The sequence below is a fragment of the Arthrobacter sp. T2-23 genome, from assembly GCF_055398325.1.
The window spans coordinates 622,670-642,275 of the sequence record NZ_AP027917.1; the positions used below are offsets into that span (position 1 = coordinate 622,670).

Below are 19,606 nucleotides of genomic sequence, written 5' to 3' on the forward strand. Positions count from 1 at the left end.
GAACGGGGACGACATGTCTGAATCCGTTAACTTGCCCGCCCTCGGTGAGAGCGTCACCGAAGGAACCGTCACCCGCTGGCTCAAGCAGGTCGGTGACCGGGTAGAGGTGGACGAGCCCCTGCTCGAAGTCTCCACCGACAAAGTAGACACCGAGATCCCCTCTCCGATCGCCGGCGTGATCGAGGAAATCCTCGTCGCCGAAGACGAGACCGCCGAGGTCGGCGCGCCGCTGGTGCGCATCGGCGACGGTTCCGGCTCCGGTTCCGCCGAGACCGCCGCGCCGGCCGCCGAAGAAGCCCCCGCCGAATCGCCTTCGGCTGCCGAAGCGCCGGCTCCCGAAGCCGAGGCTCCCGCTGCGGCCGCCGAGGCGGCCCCGGCCGAGGCACCCGCCGCCGAATCCGCCCCGGCCGGCGAAGGCCACGAAGTGACCCTCCCCGCCCTGGGCGAGAGCGTCACCGAGGGTACCGTCACGCGCTGGCTCAAGAGCATCGGTGACACCGTCGAGGTTGACGAGCCGCTGCTGGAAGTTTCCACCGACAAGGTCGACACCGAGATTCCGTCCCCGGTTGCCGGCACCCTGCAGGAAATCCGCGTCGCCGAAGACGAAACGGCCGAGGTCGGTTCCGTCCTCGCCGTCATCGGCTCCGGCGCTGCAGCCCCGGCCGCCGCCCCCGCCCCCGAGGCCCCGAAGCAGGAAGCCCCCAAGCAGGAGGCACCGGCTCTGGCTGCCGCACCCGCTCCCGAGGCCCCCGAGCAGGAAGCCCCCAAGCAGGAGGCACCGGCTCCGACCGAAGCACCCAAGCAGGAAGCACCGAAGCAGGCAGCAGCCCCGTCCGCACCCGCGGCGGCGGCCGAGTCCGGCTACGTCACTCCCCTGGTCCGCAAGCTCGCCAACCAGCAGGGCGTGGACATCTCCTCGCTGACCGGCACCGGCGTCGGCGGCCGCATCCGCAAGCAGGACGTGCTGGCAGCGGCCGAAGCCAAGGCCGCCCCCGCCGCAGCTTCCGCACCGGCCGCGGCCTCGTCGGCCCCGTCCGCCGCTACGGGTGAGCTGTCCTCGCTGCGCGGCACCGTGCAGAAGGCCCCGCGCATCCGCCAGGTCATTGCCCGCCGCATGCGCGAGTCGCTGGACATCTCCACCCAGTTGACCCAGGTGCACGAGGTGGACATGACCAAGGTCGCCAAGCTGCGCGCCAAGGCCAAGAACTCCTTCCAGGCCCAGAACGGCTCCAAGCTGACCTTCCTGCCCTTCATCGCCAAGGCTGTCGCCGAAGCCCTGAAGCAGCACCCGAAGGTCAACGCCTCCTACGACGAGGACAAGCAGGAGATCACCTACCACAACGCCGAGCACCTGGCGATTGCGGTGGACACCGACAAGGGCCTGCTGGTTCCGGTCATCGCCGACGCCGGCAACCTGAACCTGGCCGGCCTGGCCGGCAAGATCGCCGACGTCGCCGACCGCACCCGCAACGGCAAGATCGGCCCGGACGAGCTCTCCGGCGGAACCTTCAGCATCACCAACATCGGTTCCGTGGGCGCCCTCTTCGACACCCCGATCATCAACCAGCCGCAGGTGGCCATCCTGGGCACCGGAGCGATCGTCAAGCGCGCCGTGGTGGTCTCCGATGAGAACGGCGACGACTCGATCGCGATCCGTTCGATGATGTACCTCTCCCTGACGTACGACCACCGCCTGGTGGACGGCGCCGACGCAGGACGCTTCCTGCAGACGCTGAAGGCACGCCTTGAGGAAGGCGCCTTCGAAGCCGACCTCGGCCTCTAGGCTGCAGCGCACCTGTCCGGGTGCGTGAAGGGCACCTTCCCGGAAGGGAGGGTGCCCTTCGCAATTTACGGACACTTTGTCGCTAAGCTAGGGCGCATGACCATTCTTTTCTACTTCCTGCTTTTCCTGCACATCATCGGCGCCTCCATGGTCGTCGGTATCTGGATCGCCAACATGAAGTCCCCGACGGTCCACCCGCGGCAGCGCGACGGCGCCTTCGTCCAGCTGATCACCGGCGTCGCCATGATGGGAATCCTGCCGATCCTGCACAACCAGAACCCGGCCGAGTTCGACCCCAACTACTTCAAGCTCGGCATCAAGTTCGCCGTTGGCCTGGCCGTGGCCGTCCTTGCCTTCATTGGCGCCCGGAAGGTCAGGAAGGGCGAAACCGTCTCCAAGGGCCTCGCCCACGGCGTCGGCGGCCTGGGGCTGCTCAACGTAGCCATCGCCACTCTTTGGCAGTAGCCTTCGGCCACCGCAACGACGGCGACGCACCCGCGCGGTGCGTCGCCGTCGTCGTTAAGCCCGTCCCGGCACTAATGTCGAGGCTATCCTCTGAGAGCGGACACCGGGTGCGGCGGCCGCCCCGAATCCCTAGGATGGGAGCGGCAGGATCCGCCTATCTGACCGGATCGCTGATTCAACGACGCTGAGGAGTGGACATGGCAACAACACGCACCGCACACACTGTATGGAACGGCGACCTGATGTCGGGGGCGGGCAACACCAGCCTGGACAGCTCCGGGCTCGGCAACTTCGACGTCACCTGGAAGGCGCGGGCCGAAGCGGCCGAGGGCAAGACCAGCCCGGAGGAACTGATCGCCGCGGCGCACTCGGCCTGCTTCTCAATGGCCTTCAGCCACGCGCTGGCGCAGGCGGGCCACGCCCCCGACGAAGTCAACACCAAGGCCGACGTCACGTTCGAGCCCGGCACCGGCATCACCGGCAGCCACCTCACGCTGAACGCCCGCGTGCCCGGCATCTCCGAAGAGGATTTCCAGCGCATCGCTGAGGGAGCCAAGACCGGCTGCCCGGTTTCCGCGGCCCTGACCGGCATCAAGATCACCTTGGACGCCACGCTGTCCGCTTAGCAGCCAGCTCCCCCAGGGACGCCGAAGGCCCCCGCACCGGATTTCCCGGGGCGGGGGCCTTCGTGATGTGTGCTAGTTTCCCTGCCGGCGGGCCGGCAACGGGGCCGGACGCACCGTGCGGTAGCCCTCGCGGAGCGGCGGGCGGTCGGTGGGAAGCTCCTGGATCATTTCCTTGAGGGCGCCGATGCCGTATTCCAGCTGCGGGTCCGCGCCGGCGGCGTAGGCGTGCGGCGGGAAGGCGACCTCGATGTCGGGGGCCACACCATGGTTTTCGACGCCCCAGCCCACACCGCCGGTGAACCAGGTGGCGTAGCGGGGCTGGGTGACTCCGGTGCCGTCCGCGAGGGCGAAGCGGTTGTCGATGCCGACGACGCCGCCCCAGGTCCGGGTGCCGATGACCGGCCCGATCCCGCGGAGTTTGGACACCTGGGTGATGATGTCGCCGTCGGAGCCGGCAAATTCGTCGGTGAGGATGATGACCGGCCCGCGCGGGGCATGGTGCGGGTACGTACGCGGCCGCTCGCCGCGCGGCATGCTCCAGCCGGTGACCTTGCGGCCGATCAGCTCGGCCACGAGCTGCGAGGTGTGGCCGCCGCGGTTGCGGCGGACGTCCACGATCAGGCCGTCGAGCGAGGTTTCGGTATCCAGGTCGCGGTGCAGCTGGGCCCAGCCATTGGCCATCATGTCCGGGATGTGCAGGTACCCGAAGGTCCCGTGCGAGGCCTCCCGGACCGTGCGGCGGTTGGATGCGACCCATTCCTGGTAGCGCAGCCGTTCCTCGTCCTTCACCGGCACGACGGCGACACGGCGCTGCTTCCCTGCCTGGTCACCGTGTCCGGCGCCGTTGCGCAGGGTCAGTTCGACGGCGCGGCCGGCGGCTCCGGCCAGCTGAACGGCCGGGGTGAGAGCCTCGGAGAGTTCGACGCCGTCGATGGCCAGCAGGACATCGCCGACCCGGGCGTCCGCCCCGGGCCGGGTCAGCGGCGAGGTCGCGAGCGGGTCCGAGGATTCACTGGCCAGGATGCGGGTGATTTCCCAGCCCTCGCCGTTGAAGGCGAGGTCCGCACCGAGGCGGCCCTGGCCGTTGCTGCCGTTCTCCGTCACCAGTGCCGGACGGACGTAAGCGTGTGAGGTGCCCAGCTCGCCGTGGAGCTCCCAGAGCAGGTCCACGAGGTCATCGTGCGAGCCGAGACGTTCCACGATCGGCCGGTAGCGGGCATGCACGGAGTCCCAATCCTGGCCGGCCATGTCCTCGGTCCAGAAGAAATCGCGCTGCAGGCGCCAGGCCTCGTCGAAGGCCTGCCCCCAGACGCTGACGGGATCCAGTCTGACCCGGATGCGGTTCAGATCGACCTTAACCAGCTGCCCGGAGTCCTCATCAGCCTTGGCTGCGGCCGGTGAGACGCGGATCTGCTTGTCCTGGACCAGGACGACCTTCTCGCCGTCGCCGGTGAGCCGGTAGCTGTCCAAAGCTTCGACGATTGTGGTGGTGCGGCGCTTGGCGAGGTCGAAGCGGACCAGGCTCGGCGCCGCGTTCTTGTCCTCCAGGGTGGCCCGGCCTTCCCCCGTCACGCCCGCCAGCTCGTGGTCGAGCCAGAGCAGCGCGCCGGCGGTCGCGGAGAGGTCCGAGTAGTTGCCCTGCGGGACCGGGACGTTGATGACGCGGTGGGCCAGCCCTTCGGCATCGACCTTGACCGACACAGCCGCTTCAGTGTTGCTGGCCTCAGTGGCGCCGGCGGGGTCCGCGTCGTCGTCGGGGAGGGCGACGCTCGGCCCGAACGGGGACGGGGTGTCGGCGGCCAGTGCCACGAGGTAGGGCTTGATCGGGCTCGGGAAGGACAGGTCGAAGGAGTGACCGTCGTAGACCGGGTCGAAGCTGCGGTTGGACAGGAAAGCGAGGAACTTGCCGTCCGGCGTGAACGCGGGCGACTCGTCCCGGAACCGGCCGTCGGTGACATCGATGATTGCCGGCCGCGCGGCCGCGTCCGCCGTGCCCGATTCCCCTGTGGCGGCGCCCGCCTTTCCCGTTCCGGCCGCGATCCCGGCAAGCCGGAGCCGGGTGCGGGAACCGAAGGAGGTCACCGGTTCGGCCCAGCCCAGCCACGCCGAGTCCGGCGACCAGCTGAAGCCGTCGATGCTTCCCTCGCCGATGCTGTTCAGCAGCGTCAGGACGCCGGTGCGGGTGTCCGCGAGGTAGACGTCACCAAAGGCAGTGCCGACGGCGACCCAGTTGCCGTCCGGGCTGGCCTCAAGGGCGCTGGCGCGGCTCGGCTTCGGGAAGTCGATCCGGGTCGGCTGTCCGGCGTCGGCGCGCTCCGCGGCGGATCCGGCACCGCCCTTGGCCGCGCCGACGTGGGGAACGCCGTGCTGGGCTTCGAACTCGTGGGCATCGCCGGCGGCTTCGGCAGAGACCACAGCCGTGGCGTTCGGCCGGGTCAGGGCGGCGGCCGAGACGGGCCGGGGCAGCGGAGTGCCGCCGTCGGCGGTCTGCTCGGTCGTGGCGGTGGCTGCCGGTGCGGGCGCCGGGCCGCCGGATGCGTTGCCGCCGTGCACGGGTGCCGCGATGGCCTTCAGGTAGAGGGCTTCGACTCCGCCGTGGTCCGCGACGTAGGCGATCCGGCCGGCGCCGAAGGGGCGGGGCAGGCGTGCGCGGACGCCCGGGGTGGCCTCAAGGATCCGTGACGGGCCGTCCTTGTGCCGCAGCCAGTGCAGGGTGCCGTGGGCTTCCACTGCGCTGGAGTCGCCGGTGTGGTCGGGGATGACGTCGCCGAGATGGCGGGAGGTCTTCAGCGCGGACGCGCGCCGGGCCTGCGAGGCGGAACCCAGCGTGATGTCGAGTTTGACCGCGTCCGCGTCGAGGTCGGCCAGGAACCACAGTTCACCGGCGGATTCGAAGATGACCCGTTCGCCGTCGGTGGCCGCGTGCCGAACGTAGAAGTCCTCGTGGTCGGTGTGGCGGCGCAGGTCCGTGCCGTTGGGCAGCATGGAGTAAAGGTTGCCGTAGCCCTCGTGGTCGGAGAGGAAGGCGATCCGGCCGCCGACCCACATGGGGTCGGTGAGGTTGCCGTCGAGTTCGGGGGCGAGCCGTTCGAACTCTCCGTTTCCGTCGGCGTCGATCCAGAGCTTGCCGGCGGCGCCGCCGCGGTAGCGCTTCCACCAGGCGGGTTCGCGCGAAAGCACACTGGCCAGGACGACGGGGCGCTCGTCCCCAACGACGGTGCCGAAGGCCACGGACTCGACCGGCCCGAACGGCAGTTCCTCGGCCCAGCCGCCGTCCACCGGCAGGCTGTAAGCATGCGTGAGGCGGCTGTCCGCCTGGCGGAAGGCACTGGTCACCACCACGTCTCCGTCGGGCGTGAAGCCCTTGACCTTGGTGGAGCTGTGGCCGAAGTAGCTGAGCTGGCGGTATCCGCCGCCGTCGACGTCCGCCGCGACAACCTCGGGCGCCGTGCCCTGGATAACCGTCCACACCAGGCGCTGCCCGTCGGGGGTGAAGCGGGGGTTGCGGGCGGGCAACTGCAGGGAGGACACCCGCCAGGCGCGGCCGCCGTCGAGGGGCGCGATCCAGACGTCGTCCTCGGCCACGAAGGTGACCAGATCGCCGTGCAGATGCGGAAAACGGAGGTAGCTCGAAGAGGTCATCGTTCGATCATAGTCAAAATGGACGCGGCCTCCGGGGAGGTTCCCCTGCCGTGCCGGGCATGGTGAGATGGATCATGCGAATCCTCATTGCCGGTGCCTCCGGGCTGATCGGAACCGCCCTGTCCGACACTTTGAGCGGCAGCGGACACGACGTCGTCAGCCTGGTCCGGCGGCCGCCCGCCTCGCCCGCCGAGGTCCAGTGGGATCCCGCGGCGGGACGGATCGACGACACTGCCCTCAAGGACGCCGACGCCGTCATCAACCTTTCCGGTGCGGGGATCGGCGACCGGCCCTGGACGCGGCGCCGGATCAGCGAACTGAGCTCCTCTCGGCTTGGCGCGACGCGGACCCTGACGGCGGCGATGGGACGCATGGACACCCCGCCGCCGGTGTTCCTGAGCCAGTCCGCCTCCGGCTACTACGGCAACGCCGGACCGGCCGTGCTGCGGGAGAACGCCCCGGCAGGGACCGGCATCCTGGCCCGGATCTGCGTGGACTGGGAGGCCGCCGCACACGAGGCGCCGGCCGGGGTGCGTGTGGTCACCGCGCGCACCGGAGTCGTCCTGAGCCGGAATGGCGGCGCCTTGGGCCGGCTGCTGCCGCTGTTGCGTCTGGGCGTGGGCGGCCCCCTGGGCAACGGCCGCCAGTATTGGCCGTGGATCACGCTTCCCGATGTGGCGGCCGCCTTCGAGTTCCTCCTCACCGCACCGTTGGCCGGGCCGGTCAACGTCTGCGCGCCGGAGAGCGCGGACGTGAATTCGTTGATCGCGCGGCTGGCCGGCGCCCTGCACCGGCCGGCCCTGCTGCGGGTACCCGCGCCGGTGCTGCGCCTTGTGATGGGCCAACTGGCCAACGAGCTCCTGCTGGCCAGCCAGCGGATGGAGCCAGCGGCACTGGCAGGGGCCGGATTCCAGTGGCAGCACCCCTCGCTCGCCGAGGCCGCGGCCTGGGTGGCAGACCGCACCTAGCCGCCGGCGTCGGGGAGGATCTCCTGGATCCGCCATCTGCCCTCCACCGGCACCAGGACCAGGCGGAGCCGCCGTTCCATGGCGGCGGGCGCTTCGGCGACCACCGCGCCGGCCGCGTCGCGCTCGTGGTAGGGCGGCGAGGCCACGCTGAGCGACACCACGGCCCGGGTTGCGGTGCTTTCCGGGAGGGCCCGTACCGTCGACAGCCGGGCCTCAAAGCCATCCAGCACGTGGCCGGACTCCGCCAGCCTGGAACCGAGCGCGGCGTCCGCGGCAGCGGCAGGCGACGCCGGGACAGTGACCTGCTCCAACAAGCCGAGGCTGCCCGAGGTGAGGGCGTAGGAGCGGAGGCCAGCGAGACCCCGGACGGCATCCTCCGGCCGCGGTGCCGCGAGCAGTCCCTGGAGTTCCGCCGGAACGGCTTCGGACGCCGCGGCTGCCTTCCCGTTGGCTGGCACGGCCGGCCCCGGGCGTAGCCCCTGGCTTGGCGCCGTGCTCGGCTCGACGACGGCTCCGGGCGCCGGACCGGCAAGCAGCGGCGCCGCGAGGATGCCGGCGGCCGTGAGGAGGGCTGCCAGCACGAACCCGGCCGCGGTCCGCCGGATGCCGGTCCCCGGGACGCCGGTCCCCCGAAGCCCCAGCCGGAGACGCTGCACGCGGACCCGGGACGCTGCGTGCCGTGCGCTGGCCGCCGCTCCGCTGGCGGCTTCGGTCCCGGCTCGCCGTGTCGACTCAGCGAGCCCGGGGCGAAGCCGCGAGCCAACCGCCGGGCTCCGCCCCCGGCCATAGCCGAGGCCCGGCACACGGCCCGGCAACCGGCCCCGCGCCCGTGACCGCCAGTTCCGCAGCCGGTCTGCCCGGCGTTCCCGCGCATCCGGGGGCAAGGAGCGCCTGGTCACCAGCTGCGGCAGCACGGTGGGGTGCACGGAGACTGACAGGTCCACGGGCTCGGCCGGCGCGCTCCGGAAAATGGCGGCCGCGAGTTCCGCCGCGGACGGCCGCTGGCGCCGGTCGGTGCGCAGCCCCGCCTCGAGGGCCTCGGCGAGCCGGGCCGGAACACCCGGGACCAACAGCGGCAGCGGAGGGCGCTGCGCCTCCGGTTCGGGTGCCCGGCCGGTGAGACAGAACCAGCCCACGGCGGCCACCGAGTAGACGTCACCTTCCGGCTGCAGCCCTGCCCGGACTGCGTCAACCGGCGCGGGGTCGCGGAAGCCGTCCGTTCCGGGGCGGGAAGGTTCCCGCGGGTCCGCCAGCATCCGCGCCACCCCGAGGTCGGCGAGCAGCGGCTTGCCCTGGGCGGTGAACAGGACGTTGCCCGGCGCCACGTCCCCGTGCGTGAATCCGCTCCCGTGCAAATAGGCCAGCGCCTGAGCGATCGGCGTCAGGACGGTCACGGCCTCCCCCGGGGCGAGGCTGCCGCGGGCCGCCAGGAGTTCCCCCAGCGATCCGCCGGCGGCGTAGTCCAGCACCAGGCCCAGCCCCGTACCGCCGCCGGTCCCGTGACGCACCCGGACCACCGCGCGAACCTTGACGAGGTGCTCGTGCTCGAGCACGGAGAGGATCCGGACCTCGCGCCGCGCTTGCTCGGCATCTCCGGCTTCCGGCGGGCCGGTGGCAGTCAGGCACTTCAGCGCGACGTCACGGCGCGTCACATGCTCCGTGGCGAGCCAGACGGCAGCGGTGCCGCCGCGCCCCAGCAGCCGGCCGACGTCGTAACCGGAAACCTCCGGCGCCGGCCCCGGACCGGGCACGGAGGAGAGCTTGTCATCATCCATAGCTCAGGAATAGCCGATTCGCGGCGTCCCTGCAGAAGTTATCCACAGACATGAGAGCTTCACCACAGAAGCGGTGGGCAGCACGGCCGAGGACTAAGCTGGATGCCATGACTCTTGAGTTCTCCCAGCTGGGTCTCGCTCCCGAATTCGTCGACTACACCCGCGGCTGGGACATCCAGCGCGAACTGCACGAGAAAGTCGTCGCCGGGACCGCGCCCAGCACCGTTCTGCTGCTCGAACATTCCCCGGTCTACACCGCCGGCAAACGCACCGAAGACCACGAGCGCCCCTTCGACGGAACCCCGGTAGTGCCGGTGGACCGCGGCGGCAAGCTGACCTGGCACGGCCCAGGCCAACTGGTGGGCTACCCCATCATCAAGCTGAAGAACCCGGCCGGCATCCGGGACTATGTCGAGCGGCTCGAAGCCGTCATCATCGCAGTCCTGGCCGACTACGGCATTGACGCCGTCCGGATCAAGGGCCGCGCCGGCGTCTGGATCGACCAGGACGAGAAGGGCCCGGCACGCAAGATCGCCGCCATCGGCATCCGCGTCCACGAGGGCGTCACCATGCACGGCTTCGCGATCAACTGCAACAACGACCTGGCCCCGTACAGCCAGATCATCGCCTGCGGCATCACCGACGCCGGGGTCACCACGATCGCGCAGGAGACCGGCCGGGACGTCACCCCGGCGGACCTCGTGTCGCGGATCACCGAAGAACTGCGCAACAATGAAGAAGCCCTAGTTGCAACCCATGAAGGAGCTCTACTGTGACACTGGCACCAGAAGGCCGGAAGATGCTGCGGATCGAGCAGCGCAATGCGGCCACCCCGGTGGAACGGAAGCCCGAGTGGATTAAGGCCAAGGTCCAGATGGGCCCGGAGTTCGTCCAGCTCAAGAACCTGGTCAAGAAGGAAGGCCTCCACACGGTATGTGAGGAGGCCGGCTGCCCGAACATCTTCGAGTGCTGGGAAGACAAAGAGGCCACCTTCCTGATCGGCGGCTCCGAATGCACCCGGCGCTGCGACTTCTGCCAGATCGATACCGGCAAGCCCTCCCCCGTGGACATGTTCGAACCGACCAAGGTGGCCCGCTCGGTCCAGGCCATGGCCCTGCGCTACGCCACCGTCACCGGCGTGGCCCGCGACGACCTCGCCGACGAGGGCGTCTGGCTCTACGCCGAAACGGTCCGCAAGATCCACGAGTTGAACCCGGGCACCGGCGTCGAGCTGCTGATCCCCGACTTCTCCGGCAAGCCCGAGCACATCGAGGCCATCTGCGACTCCAAGCCGGAGGTCTTCGCGCACAACGTCGAAACCGTGCCCCGGATCTTCAAGCGCATCCGTCCCGCTTTCCGCTACGAGCGGTCCCTGGACGTCATCACGCAGGGCCGCAAGCTCGGCATGGTCACCAAGTCCAACCTGATCCTGGGCATGGGCGAGACCCGCGAGGAAATCTCCGAGGCGCTGCGCGACCTGCACGAGGCCGGCTGCGACCTGATCACCATCACCCAGTACCTGCGCCCGTCCGAACGCCACCTCCCGGTGGACCGCTGGGTCAAGCCGCAGGAGTTCGTGGACCTGCAAAACGAGGCCGACGAGATCGGCTTCCTCGGTGTGATGAGCGGACCGCTGGTGCGCTCCTCCTACCGCGCGGGCCGGCTCTGGGCCACCGCGATGCGCAAGAAGGGCTGGGAAATCCCCGCCGAACTCGCACACATCGAAAGCTCGGGCAGCACCCGGCAGGAAGCCAGCTCGCTGCTCGCTGCGCACTCCTGAACAACCCCGCACACCAATGCCGCCAAGGGCCGGCGCCGGAGGGGTCCGGTGTCCGGCCCTGAGCCGTGCATCACGTAGAATTAAGGCACTATGGCGAATTTCCCTGACTCCAGCACGTCCCCGTCTTCAGCCGATGAGCCGAAGCGTGGCCTTTTCTCCCGCAAGCCCAAGGAAGCCAAGGTCAAGAAGCCGAGCCGGCTGAAGCAGATCAGCGAAGTCTTCCAGATGACGCGCCGCCACGACCCGATGGTGCCGTGGCTCATGCTGCTGGCCTTCCTCGGCGTCGTCGCGGTCAGCTTCCTGGTGGGCTTCCTGCTGGAGAACTGGATCACCGGCCTGATCATCGGTATTCCGCTGGGCATTCTGGCAGCCACCCTGATCCTGTCCCGCCGCGCCGAGCGCGCGGCGTTCGCGCAGATTGAGAACCAGCCGGGCGCCTCGGGCGCCGCACTGGGCACCCTCCGTCGCGGCTGGATCACCGAGGAGCAGCCGGTCGCCGTGAACCCGCGCACTCAGGACGCCGTGTTCCGCGCCATCGGCCGCCCCGGCGTCGTGCTCGTCAGCGAAGGCCCGAGCCACCGCGTCAAGCCCCTGCTCGACGGCGAACGCAAGCGCCTCTCGCGCATCCTGCCCAACGTCACCATCCACGTGATCGAGAGCGGCCGCGGCGAGGGCCAGGTGCCGATCAGCCAGGTCGCCCGGAAGATGGGCAAGATGAAGAACGAACTGACCAAGACCGAGGTAAGCACCGTCTCCAAGCGCATCGCCTCGCTCGGTAGCCGCCTGCCGATCCCCAAGGGGATTGACCCGTACAAGGCACGCCCGGACCGCAAGGCTGCCCGCGGCCGCTAGGGGCGCCAACGCTTTCCAGATACGCCCCGGTTACCGGCCTCAAGCCGGGAACCGGGGCGTTTCGCATTGACCGCCGCGACTAATACGTCCGACGCCGGCGCACAGCCCGGCACTCCCCACTCACCGCAACGGCACGCCCACGGGCACCGCCACGACCGAATCCGGAGAGCCCCATGAAACTTCCCTGGAAAACCGCCGTCGTCAGGACTTTCCGCGTGCTGGCAGTCGCCGAAGCCTTCAGTTGGGCAGCGCTGCTCGTCGGGATGCTCCTCAAGTGGGTGCTGAAGGCCACCGAACTGGGCGTGGAAATTGCCGGTCCGATCCACGGGGCCTTCTTCATCGGGTACGGGGTTGCGGCCCTGGCCCTGTGGCGGCAGCAGCGCTGGCCGTTCCGGGTAGCGCTTTTGGCGGGACTCGCCGCGGTCCTGCCCTTCGCCACCGTCTGGTTCGAACGCTGGGCCGGCCGCCGCGGCCACCTCGCGGTGCCAGCCGGCGCGGACGAACTGACCCCGGCCCAGGAGCCGGCGCGGGTCTAAGTCCGCACCCTGGTCGGTTAGCCGCAGCTGGGCGTCACGCGGGGCGGGGTGCCGGCCCCGGTCGATTAGCCGCAGATGGCCGCTGAGCGCTACGGAATACCGGCCATCTCTGGCAAATCGCCGAGGCTACATCCGGACGAGAACGGTGTTCATGGGCTTATCGTGCAGGCCACGGTGGTCCGGGTCGAAGATGACCGCGGGCACCACGAGGCAAAGCAGCACGCTGCGGACCAGGGCAGGGAGCGGGCCCGCCGGGCCGCCGCCGAGGCGGACAACGTGGATGCCCATGATCCGGTGCCCGATGCTATAGCCCAGTGTCCCGACCAACAGCGCCTGCTCCACTGCGAACACGGCAAGGGTGGCCCAGGAGTTCCCGGCGAAGGCGAAGTTGCTGATCAGCAGGGCGATCCCCCAGTCGATGCAGATGGCGAGGATCCGCCGGCCGGCCCGGGCAATGGAGCCGGGACCGGTCTCGGGCAGGCCCAGGCGCTCCCCCGGGTACTTGGAGATGCCGGAAGTATCCGGTCCACTGAGCCACGAGCCTATGTCTTTGCGATCAACCACACTCCAAGCCTATCCGCTCCCGGGGGCACCCCGGGTTGTTCACTATTTGGACTTTGGTCGGTCACAGAGCGGACCCGGATAGGCCACACTGTGGACAGCGACTAGCTTTAACACGTCAGCGCATTCTGTAACCTCCCCGAAACAAAGCGGACACCGTGGGGAAATCCCGTGTCCTTAGGGTGGTAACAGTTGCCAGCGGCATCGTAGACGGGGTGAACACTGCGTTTTCCCCGCCATCGGACTGCGCTGGACCACACGGCCCGATGGCCAGATCTTTCATATGCGTAAGGAGCATAGATGTTCAAGACTGCGGACGAAGTCCTCAAGTTCATCAAGGACGAAGACATCAAATTCGTCGATATCCGCTTCACCGACCTCCCGGGCGTTCAGCAGCACTTCAACGTGCCCGCCAAGAGCGTAGACGCGGACTTCTTCGTCAACGGCCAGCTCTTCGACGGCTCGTCGATCCGCGGCTTCCAGGGCATCGCCGAGTCGGACATGCAGCTCATCCCGGACGTCACGACTGCGTTTGTTGACACCTTCCGCATCGAGAAGACCCTCGCGCTGAACTTCTCCATCGTGAACCCCCGCACGGGTGACCCGTACCACCGCGATCCCCGCGGCGTGGCCGAGAAGGCCGAGGCCTACCTGGCCTCCACCGGCATCGCCGACACCGCCTTCTTCGCCCCCGAGGCCGAATTCTTCGTCTTCGACAACGTCCAGTACCAGTCCTCCCCGCAGGGCAGCTTCTACAAGATCGACTCCGAGGAAGCCCACTGGAACACCGGCCGCGAGGAAGAGGGCGGAAACCTCGGCTACAAGACCCCCGTCAAGGGCGGTTACTTCCCGGTCTCCCCCACCGATAAGCAGGCCGACCTGCGCGACGCCATGTGCATCGCCCTGGACGAGGCCGGCCTTGAGGTCGAGCGCAGCCACCACGAGGTCGGCTCCGCCGGCCAGGCCGAGATCAACTACAAGTTCACCACGCTGACCCACGCGGCCGATGACCTGCAGAAGTTCAAGTACGTCATCAAGAACACCGCGGACGCCTGGGGCAAGTCGGTCACCTTCATGCCGAAGCCGGTCTTCGGTGACAACGGCTCGGGCATGCACTGCCACCAGTCGCTGTGGAACGGCGGCGAGCCGCTGTTCTACGACGAGAAGGGCTACGCCGGCCTGTCCGACACCGCCCGCTGGTACATCGGCGGCCTGCTGAAGCACTCCTCCGCCGTGCTGGCCTTCACCAACCCGACGGTGAACTCCTACCGCCGCCTGGTCAAGGGCTTCGAGGCTCCGGTCAACATGGTCTACTCGCAGGGCAACCGCTCCGCCGGTATCCGTATCCCGATCACGGGCTCCAACCCGAAGGCCAAGCGCATCGAGTTCCGCGCTCCGGACCCCTCCTCCAACCCGTACCTGGCCTTCGCGGCCCAGCTGATGGCCGGCATCGACGGCATCCGCAACCGCATCGAACCCCCGGCTCCGATCGACAAGGACCTCTACGAGCTCCCCGCCGAGGAAGCCAAGGACATCCCCAAGGCCCCGGGCACGCTCGAGGAGGCCCTGGAAGCCCTGGCCGAGGACAACGAGTTCCTGCAGGCCGGCGGCGTCTTCACCCAGGACCTGATCGACACCTGGATCGAGTACAAGTACGAGAACGAGATCCGTCCGCTCTCGCTGCGCCCGAACCCGTACGAGTTCGAGCTCTACTACGGCGTGTAGCCACCGCTAGTCTGAAGGCCGTTTAGGGCCAAAAAGAGTCCGCCCGGTTGCCAGTCATGGCAGCCGGGCGGACTCTTCTTTGTCTGGCGACATGTGCCCGTAAACGTCGAGGGTCGTTTTCGCGGACGCGTGGCGCAGCGACTTTTGAACGACCTTCACGTCGAGGCCTTTCGGGATTAGTATCGCGGCGAAGTAGTGCCGGAGGTTAAGGTATCGGGAACCCTCAGGAGGCCTTCGACACGGGCGCTTCCCGGAAACGGAAGTCGAGGTGGTGCGGAGAGAGGAACCAATCCCACTCTTTAGCAACCAACTCTTGGCTCCCCTACTTGGTCTGATTCTTGGACAGCTCTAGGCAGAGGTCTTGCGGGATCGGGGTGGGGTTCTTGGATTCTTCAGTCTTCAATTCCACGCCCGGGTACTGGATCGCTGGCGTACAACACCACGCATGAAGTCAACGTCAGCGACGCGCAGAGCGACTGCCTCCGCGACCCTGAGGCCTGCGAACGAGACATGTAGGACCGCGGGACGCCATGGAGGCCTCAGACCTGCTCAGTCGTGGCGACATATACCCGCCGCCTGCCTCAAAGGTCTTGTCGTGGAGCCGCATTTCGCTAATGAGAGTGCGGAGAAGGAGCCGCTGGCTCACCTGCATTTCTGATATCTGCGCTCCTATCGCATCAATTCTTTCTTAAGTTTTGTATGCTCTTGTCCGCATTTCGATCAGCGCCTTGGCCCAGAGGTATGTGTCAGATCCAGACCAGCGCGCTTTGGAGCCCTGTGGACGCCCACCAAATACGCACCGCCAGGTTCATCACCGATGCCTCAACGGACAAGCCATTCGACGGGTTCGTTTTTCCGGGCGTGGACCCGGCGCAGAACACAGCCAGGTGGCAGCCGTGCCGCCTGACCTTGAGCAAGACCTGACCGACCTTTTGACATGACTCGGGCCTCAGCCAGTGAGAGAAGTTAGGGGGCCGTGCGACTTGGGGTTTTGGGGGAGCTCGAAGCAGAGCTTGTCCGTTGCGATGAATCGTAGGCGCGGATGCGCGCGAGAGTGCGTATCTGAGCAGGTGAGATCCAGTAGTTTCCATGCTTGGCCAGCACACCATCCGGGTCCGGGTCCGGTATTTCGATGTTGCAGGCGTGCGGGACCGGCGTCCCGATGGGATCGGTGGCCCGCCAGAAGTTGTGCCACGAGGCCACCTTCTTAGGCACCTCGGCGAAGTCATCGTCGGTGAAGTATGCCGGGAAGAACGTCTGGTACAGCGAAACCAGCGGGGAACCGCAAGTTATCAGATGCAAGTGCTCCTTGCTTACGGGAAGATTGCGCTTGCGGATGAGCCACTTGCAAATTACCGAGCCTTGGCTGTGTCCGACGAGCACGATGGTTCGGTGCGGGTAGCGGCTCATCTCCATGAGTATGCCGGCGACGACCCGCCGCCGGTAAGAGATGCCTGCTAGGGGGTGGTTTCTGATGGGCCAGAAGCCTACGACATCAGCCACGAGTTTTGCCTTGTCTGTAACTGGATGTAGCTGGTCCAGAGCGGTGGCGAGTACCAGGGCGTATGCCAAGAAGTGGCACAGCGTGGAAAGAACCTGGGGGACAGGAGAGGAAGCCAAGTCCAGATGAAGGAAAATCAGCGTCGAAGCCACCACGGCAACCACGGAGGAGCCAAAAAATCCTACCGATATCCGCGGCATGAACCTTCCGGTCTCAACAATTCGAGAACGCTGCCTTTCGGCGCGCTGCTTGGCATCTATGGGCCAACGGGAATTTGGCCCGCTGGCGGATCGGGACCCGAACGCAACCCAGCAAAAGACCATCAGCGCGAATAGCCCGAGACCATACAGCGGGAGGATGTCCAGGAGCTTGATTTGGTAGCTTCCGAGGCCTTCGATTTCGTAAAACGTGCTCATGTCGGTATCTCCGTCCAGCGACAAAGGCTTGTCGCTGAAGAACAACCCCCGGATGACCCACATGACATCACCTACTGCAATAAATAACAGCGACCCCATCGTGTGGAGCAAAATGCTGGACGCCATGATGACCAGGGCTGCCATGGCGTGCGGTGTGTAGGGATGTGGGACCACCTGTTGGTCTTCGCCCCGAGAGCCTATTTCACCGGGCAGGCACGGATCGGCTTGGTCGGTTTGGCTCCCCAAGGCAGGCCTGTCGGCCGGCTGTCGATTTCCGGCCCCAGGAAGAATAAGCCGAAAGAGCAGGATCGAGGCAATCACATAAACGGCGGCAGTCGTTGCCGTTGCCCAGAGAAGCATGGGATTCCGGAGAGGACTCCTGTCAGTCATCTTCCAGGGTGATAGAACGCCCAGGGTATCTATGATCGGGCCCTCGAAGTGCGGATGAAGGGCTAGTCCCGTCGCCAGCGCCGTCGCCAGGTTCAGTACCAGAACCATGATGGACGGCCCGGGATCCCTGACATCATTGGCGTGCCTGATGGAATTCGTTCTGTAGATCATGATCGTCATCATGACCAGGGCCAGCATGAGAGGAATATGAGCGCTCCACTGCTTGTCCGCAGCGCCGACCGGGAGGTACGCCACCACCGTCTCTACAAGGAGGACGCCCCAGCCAACCTGGGCCGCCGTAAGCACCATGCCCGCCAGCGCCCCACATATCGGAAATGAATATCTTTTCCCCAGTGGCGGCCGCATGTAGCCCACTACGTTAATCAGAGTGAAGGGCAGGGCTATGTACCAGAAGAATCCCTTGGTGAACTCAGTATTGGACCGCGCCCAGTTCACAATTCTGACCCTGTGCGATGGCACAGGAGGTGAAGTGGCGACTTCACACGCCGGATTCAACCGCTCAAAAAGTGGATGGCCGAGAGCGTCCAAAAGCTCCTTGTTGCCAATGCCATGAACCCGTATTTCTACGATGCCTAATCCATCAGAATCGTTCGTGTCCACGTTTGTCCCCTGTCGGTAAGCGTTGCCGCCCTCTTGCTGGGTTCCGACCCGATAGCCAGAGACGATGGCCTTCCAATATTCATTTGTCAAGAGCCTCACTGTTCTTCCCCAAACGAAGAAAGATCGACGGAAACTGCACAACGCCGTTGCCGCTGCCGGGCGACGGCCGCCACGCTTCACCAGGTTCAGGCTGGGCGACGATGTCATCTAGGCGTCAGATCGGCGATCCCCCTCCCGCGAGCCCCCAGGAGTGCCCCACAGCGACGGTCGGCCCTAGGATGGTGGCGCTGCTGAATCCGTATGAGTCCCGGCTAGTTTCTGGCAATGATGGCGGCACCGCGTAAGTTGCGTAGGAATGCCGCTACGCCTTCAAAGTCCTCGGCTTGACGTCTAAGGAGGCGTCACTTGGCTGGAGGATCAGCGATGGCCAGCAGTAGGAGGGCCGCTCGAGGCGTTGATCCGGTTCAAGGTGGCGCTTGTCCTCACCGCGTTACGCAGCAGCGTTTGCGTCGCCGCGGGATGAGGTTCGGACGTGATTCAAGGGCGTTATTTGCTATCACTTGCGGATGTGGCGAAGAACGCGCAGCTTCGGCGGCTGTCTTGGACGGTACTTTCAGGCCAGACGACCATCGGAGACACAACTAGGCTCGCAAACGCTGGCACACGGAGCGGTTTCCGAGCCCGTTTCCACCAACGAACCCCGCCGTAGTAGCTTCCCCACGGGTCTCCGGCTACGTCAACGTCGACCTGTGGCGAGGAAAGCAGGAATCGAGAATCTACACGGGTAGACGATTTAGCGTCGACTCTGAGGCCATGTTATTGACCCGAATCAAGGGCGCGCTGGTTGTATCGGTAGTGGTTCTGGCTCTGGCGCTATCAGGACTAATTGCGGGTAATCCTGCGTCCGGCGCTGCAGTGGCCTCACCAGCGAAGATTGCGGTGCAGAGTGTCGCCCTATCCCTGTGGCCTGATGGTCCCGGGCTAGCTACAAGTATGTTCTGCCAGAGATGGCGGTGGATGTTTGGATATCACAGCGGGCCGTACGCATAGCGGAGTCCGCGAAACGATCAGCAGACCCTAACGTGTGAAGGGCCAAACAGAAAACCCCTGTCAGTCACAGCGACTGGCAGGGGTCTCGGTCATTCAGTCCTGGATTACAGCAGGCCTGCTTGCCTGCTCGCGCCGTTCTACTCCTGAGACAGGTTTGGGCGCAACACTGACGAGGTAGTCAATGCCTGCGCTAGCCCGGCTGATCCCAACCAAGAGGCAAATCCATCCGATCAGCGCCACGATGGAACCGATTGCCATCCCAGTGTTTGACCCGCTTGCACTCGAGTAGATGGACCTGCTCAGTGAGCTAGTGAAGGCAGCGAAGTAGACAACGCCGCCGATTCCTTGGACGACTAGGCCGTAAACGAGCCAAAAAAGCGTGATCCGCCTGGTTTCTTCATGATTCCCCATAGATAGATGCTTTGTACGATGCTCAGACTAGCGGTTGAGTACCTTATGTCAGCGGCCGGGCGAACCGTGTCGGCGTTGTGAGAATGGACGCCGAAGCAGCGGGGCGGATGCTGGCGCGGGGGAGGTATGTTTACGGCATTGCCAGTTTCACGCAAGACGGTTAGCCGTTCGAGTACCTGACCCCGGACCCGGGGCATTCACCAGAGGATGCTAAGTCGTGGGAATTTGGCAAGTACCCGAAAGTCCGAGCTGCCCCGTCGCTGACGGTGGCACTGTGACTGATTACGCCGCCGCGGAACGCCGGAACCCCTCGTACATCCCGGTGTCATGGGTGAACGACGGGCGGCATTCGCGTTGGGATTGGATACCCGCCCTTAGTTCGAGCTCTACTACGGCGTCTAGCCAACAGCTGCTTTCCGCCAGCGGATCGCATGACGGCGGCCCCCACCTTCTGGTGGGGGCCGCCGGACTTTAATCAATCGCCTCGCCAGGATACAGCCACCC

The 19,606-nt window shown here is 66.6% G+C and carries 14 protein-coding genes; 9 read left to right on the forward strand and 5 right to left on the reverse strand.

From position 1 onward, the window contains the following. The first annotated feature begins 13 nt into the window (after positions 1-13). The 3 genes from sucB (at position 14) to ACZ5Z0_RS02915 (ending at position 2,874) form a co-directional block, all read left to right on the forward strand. Positions 14-1,783, forward strand: coding sequence for a 2-oxoglutarate dehydrogenase, E2 component, dihydrolipoamide succinyltransferase (gene sucB / locus ACZ5Z0_RS02905; protein WP_464109813.1), 1,770 nt, complete (start codon positions 14-16; stop codon positions 1,781-1,783). 96 nt (positions 1,784-1,879) lie between these two features. Beyond that, a complete protein-coding gene (locus tag ACZ5Z0_RS02910; RefSeq protein ID WP_464109814.1) occupies positions 1,880-2,248 on the forward strand; it encodes a hypothetical protein in 369 nt (122 codons plus the stop codon). Positions 2,249-2,445: 197 nt separating this feature from the next. Beyond that, positions 2,446-2,874, forward strand: coding sequence for an OsmC family protein (locus ACZ5Z0_RS02915; RefSeq protein ID WP_464109815.1), 429 nt, complete (start codon positions 2,446-2,448; stop codon positions 2,872-2,874). Between the two features lie 72 nt (positions 2,875-2,946). Here the strand turns inward: ACZ5Z0_RS02915 and ACZ5Z0_RS02920 are convergent, their stop codons facing one another. After that, positions 2,947-6,516 carry a S41 family peptidase gene (locus tag ACZ5Z0_RS02920; RefSeq protein ID WP_464109816.1) on the reverse strand — a complete coding sequence of 1,190 codons (3,570 nt, stop codon included), beginning with the start codon at positions 6,514-6,516 and terminating at the stop codon, positions 2,947-2,949. Between the two features lie 74 nt (positions 6,517-6,590). Here ACZ5Z0_RS02920 and ACZ5Z0_RS02925 point away from each other — a divergent pair, with 74 nt between their 5' ends. After that, a complete protein-coding gene (locus ACZ5Z0_RS02925; protein WP_464109817.1) occupies positions 6,591-7,484 on the forward strand; it encodes a TIGR01777 family oxidoreductase in 894 nt (297 codons plus the stop codon). Here ACZ5Z0_RS02925 and ACZ5Z0_RS02930 read toward each other — a convergent pair. Next, complete coding sequence (locus tag ACZ5Z0_RS02930; protein WP_464109818.1) at positions 7,481-9,259, reverse strand: serine/threonine-protein kinase; 1,779 nt, start codon at positions 9,257-9,259, stop codon at positions 7,481-7,483. The two genes, ACZ5Z0_RS02925 and ACZ5Z0_RS02930, sit on opposite strands and share 4 nt — an antisense overlap. 107 nt (positions 9,260-9,366) lie before the next feature. Between ACZ5Z0_RS02930 and lipB the strand changes: the two genes are divergently transcribed. The 4 genes from lipB to ACZ5Z0_RS02950 all read left to right on the forward strand — a co-directional run bounded on the left by lipB (position 9,367) and on the right by ACZ5Z0_RS02950 (position 12,427). Further along, on the forward strand, positions 9,367-10,035 hold the full coding sequence (gene lipB, locus ACZ5Z0_RS02935) for a lipoyl(octanoyl) transferase LipB (protein ID WP_464109819.1): 669 nt from the start codon (positions 9,367-9,369) through the stop codon (positions 10,033-10,035). Further along, positions 10,032-11,039 carry a lipoyl synthase gene (gene lipA, locus ACZ5Z0_RS02940; RefSeq protein WP_464109820.1) on the forward strand — a complete coding sequence of 336 codons (1,008 nt, stop codon included), beginning with the start codon at positions 10,032-10,034 and terminating at the stop codon, positions 11,037-11,039. The genes lipB and lipA overlap by 4 nt, the downstream gene beginning before the upstream one ends. Positions 11,040-11,129: 90 nt before the next feature. Next, positions 11,130-11,891, forward strand: coding sequence for a DUF4191 domain-containing protein (locus ACZ5Z0_RS02945; protein WP_138769608.1), 762 nt, complete (start codon positions 11,130-11,132; stop codon positions 11,889-11,891). 173 nt (positions 11,892-12,064) lie between these two features. Beyond that, positions 12,065-12,427, forward strand: a complete 363-nt coding sequence (locus ACZ5Z0_RS02950) for a DUF3817 domain-containing protein (protein WP_464109821.1) — start codon at positions 12,065-12,067, stop codon at positions 12,425-12,427. A gap of 126 nt (positions 12,428-12,553) precedes the next feature. Here ACZ5Z0_RS02950 and ACZ5Z0_RS02955 read toward each other — a convergent pair whose 3' ends face one another. Then, positions 12,554-12,991 (reverse strand): RDD family protein, encoded by a 438-nt coding sequence (locus ACZ5Z0_RS02955; protein WP_464109822.1) that lies wholly within the window; start codon positions 12,989-12,991, stop codon positions 12,554-12,556. Between the two features lie 297 nt (positions 12,992-13,288). On the opposite strand from ACZ5Z0_RS02955, the gene glnA reads away from it, so the two are divergent. Beyond that, a complete protein-coding gene (gene glnA, locus ACZ5Z0_RS02960; protein ID WP_138769611.1) occupies positions 13,289-14,713 on the forward strand; it encodes a type I glutamate--ammonia ligase in 1,425 nt (474 codons plus the stop codon). Positions 14,714-14,767: 54 nt separating this feature from the next. Here glnA and ACZ5Z0_RS02965 read toward each other — a convergent pair whose 3' ends face one another. Continuing rightward, a complete protein-coding gene (locus tag ACZ5Z0_RS02965) occupies positions 14,768-14,872 on the reverse strand; it encodes a hypothetical protein (RefSeq protein ID WP_464109823.1) in 105 nt (34 codons plus the stop codon). An 807-nt stretch (positions 14,873-15,679) separates the two neighbouring features. After that, the gene (locus ACZ5Z0_RS02970) at positions 15,680-17,641 is read right to left on the reverse strand and encodes a hypothetical protein (RefSeq protein ID WP_464109824.1); all 1,962 of its coding nucleotides are present in this window, start codon (positions 17,639-17,641) and stop codon (positions 15,680-15,682) included. Positions 17,642-19,606: the final 1,965 nt, after the last annotated feature.